This is a genomic window from Caballeronia terrestris (assembly GCF_001544515.1).
In the GTDB taxonomy this organism is placed as follows: Bacteria; Pseudomonadota; Gammaproteobacteria; order Burkholderiales; family Burkholderiaceae; genus Caballeronia; species Caballeronia terrestris.
The window spans coordinates 1-2,813 of sequence record NZ_FCOL02000246.1; the positions used below are offsets into that span (position 1 = coordinate 1).

General features: G+C 60.8%; 2 protein-coding genes. One reads left to right on the forward strand and one right to left on the reverse strand.

Going from position 1 to position 2,813, the window contains the following annotated elements; genetic code table 11:
• Window positions 1-987 (reverse strand): hypothetical protein (locus AWB67_RS36000; protein WP_087660636.1); only part of this gene is annotated, 987 nt, incomplete at its 3' end.
• A 425-nt stretch (window positions 988-1,412) separates the two neighbouring features.
• On the opposite strand from AWB67_RS36000, the gene AWB67_RS36005 reads away from it, so the two are divergent.
• Entirely contained in the window at window positions 1,413-2,441 is a 1,029-nt protein-coding gene (locus AWB67_RS36005) for an AraC family transcriptional regulator (protein ID WP_087660637.1), read from the forward strand.
• Window positions 2,442-2,813 lie beyond the last annotated feature (372 nt).

Genomic DNA, 2,813 nt, shown 5'->3' on the forward strand with positions numbered 1-2,813 from the left:
AATCCGGAGCGCTTGTTCCGGCGAGATCATCGCGTTGAGCGTTTCGCCGAAGCGCGGAATTTGCACGCCCGACACGATGTACTGGTAGCGATACGCGGCCAGAACGGTCGTCGCCACGGCTTCGGTCTCAACATCCTCGATGGGGCGGTCAAGCAGGCCGATGAAGTAGCCCGTGTCTGCCGCCGACTGAGCCCGCAGGATTCCATCGACTGCGCCCACCAGCCCAATGAGATCGTCCACGGCCTCATCGCGCGCTTGTGGCGTAAGTTTCGCGTCTTCCCGTACCCATTCCATTTCATCGAGAATTGCGTGCTGCGATTCCTCCTTCCAATGGAACAGAAACACCTCCTTGAACAAGGGCGAAAGCTCGCCGTCCGGCTCGATGCTGGCCCGATAGTGAGCTTGCGTGAAGAGTTCGATGAGGCAGGTCAGCGCAAGCACCGACCAGGTCGACTTGCCGAGTACGACCGAAGCAACGTCATCGGGCCGTGGTTCGAACGTATAACCCGCAGGCATCCCCGCACCAATCATGGTCTCGATGCGGCGAAACAACTCCTGGTGCTTCAGTTCTTCGTCGGCGAAGCGAACCAGTGCCTCAAGTGCAATCTGGTCACCGAGCCAGTGGTCGCGGCTCACGTCGAGGATCTTGGCTCCAATGAAACGCTCGACCAGACCGAAGATATTTGCGTACGAACGACCCTGAATCTGCGACAGCAGGCGCCGCTCGGTGACGCTCAGAAACGGCAACCGATCGACGAACGACAAGCCGTCAGGCAGGAATTTTTTCGTGAAATCGAATTCGCGATGACGAAGCACGTCGCGATCAATGTCCCACCGGATGCGCTTGGACACTTCCACGCATCGAGCATAGCGCGCGGAATCAACGTAAGGCTGCGAGACGGATGTTTCAACGTCGGCAACGGCACGCCGCATCCTGAGCGAAGCGAGTTGGGTACCGGGCAAAGACGGCGAATTGACTGCGGACATGATTGGCTCCTGAGAGACGAGGGTTGGTTGCGCTATGAAAAACGCGGCGACATTACTTCCGAAGGCCAATGAATTGGCAGAGTGCACGCCAGTGGATTCGCATTTCCCCTCGACGCCTGAGCCTTTCACTCCTGGCGCTGCGGCGAAGGCGTGCAAAACAGTAGGTAATCGTCGATGGTATGAAGCGCGATATAGCTCTGGAAGCATCGTCAACTCATTTGGAGCAAGCGCTTACAACTCGTCCATCACCTGCGCTGCGGCTCTCGGAGAACGTCGCGGTCCTACTGACTCCACTGCTTCAATCGAATCTTCTTGCGTGTGTTGGCCTTCAGGCACGGTGCTAGTATCCAGACGGTAGGCGCGACATTGAATAGCCGGGCGTCCAGCTTTCTTGTGCGCGGCCCCAACATTGCGCAACCGCCACCATGGACGCTCTCTCCGATGTCTTGCGCGTCATCCAGTTGATCGGGGCGGTTCACCTCGACGGCAGCTTCTCGGCGCCCTGGTGCGTTATCGGGCAGGCTGATTCGGCGCTTTGTTCCGCATACTTGCCGCCTTCTGAGCGCGTCGTCTCGTTCCATCTCCTGACAGAGGGAACGTGCTTTGCGATGCTGCCGGGCGATCCGGCAAGCCTGGTGCAGGCGCAGGCAGGAGACGTTATCGTGGTGCCGCAGGGCGAGACCCACGTGTTGGGCAGCTCCACCGATCTGGCGCCCGAGGTCCTCGCGCCGCTACTGGCAAACCAAGTCGAAATGAAACCGGGTGAAGTCATGACGCTCACCCACGGCGGCGGCGGCGAGGTCACTCGAATGGTGTGCGGCTTTCTCGCGCCGCAGGATAATTCACGAAATCCGCTGCTTTGCGCGCTGCCCAGGCTGTTCAAGGTGAGCATGCGCGGATCCGCAGCACCGTGGCTCGAATCGTCGCTACGGTTCGCAACCGAGGAGGCAGCCTCGGCGCAGGCGGGCAGCGCCACGGTCCTGACCAAACTTGCAGAACTGCTCTTCGTCGAGGCGGTGCGTCGCTACGTTGGCACGATGGCCGATGACCGCAAGGGCTGGCTGGCGGGATTGCGCGACCGTTTTGTGGCGCGGGCACTCGCGCTGATGCATTCGCGGCCTCTTTATGCCTGGACGGTTGATGCTCTCGCTCGCGAGGTGGGCATCTCGCGTTCGGGGCTTGCACAGCGTTTTACAGAACTGGTCGGGCTACCGCCGATGCAATATCTCGCCCAGTGGCGCTTGCAGCTTGCCGCGCGACAGCTGCGCCTGACGGATTCCTCGCTGGCATCGATCGCTGAGGGTGCCGGCTACGAATCAGAAGCCTCGTTTAACCGCGCGTTCAAGCGGGAGTTCGGCGAGCCGCCAGCGACATGGCGCAGGAACATGGTTGGCGCCGGGACTCGGGACAAGAATCGCGAGAGTGGCGCACTGGACGGACGTGTCTCGGAGTGAATGGTCGGCAAAAGAGGCTGGGACAACCGGATCTGGGTGAAAGGTAATTTCCCACAGAGGCTTTAGGCCTGGACCAACCACGCGGTGGCGCGCCTCGCCATTCGCGATAACCGCCCTTCATCCGACTCTCTCCGGCGCTTGGAGGTCGCGCGGCGTCAACGGAGGCTTCTGGTCCCCGGGCCGCCCAATGCGTCGCGCGAACGTCCGCGCTCTTCATAGGGCTGCCGTCGCAGGTTATGACCCTGCGTCAAAGATGAGCGTTCGCGGAATCATCAAAGAGGTCCGCCGTCGCCCTTCCCCTTTGATCGGGCGACGGCAAGACGCCACTTCGGACCTGTGTGAGAACTTCGGTGGCAGCCAAGTCGCTTCTAT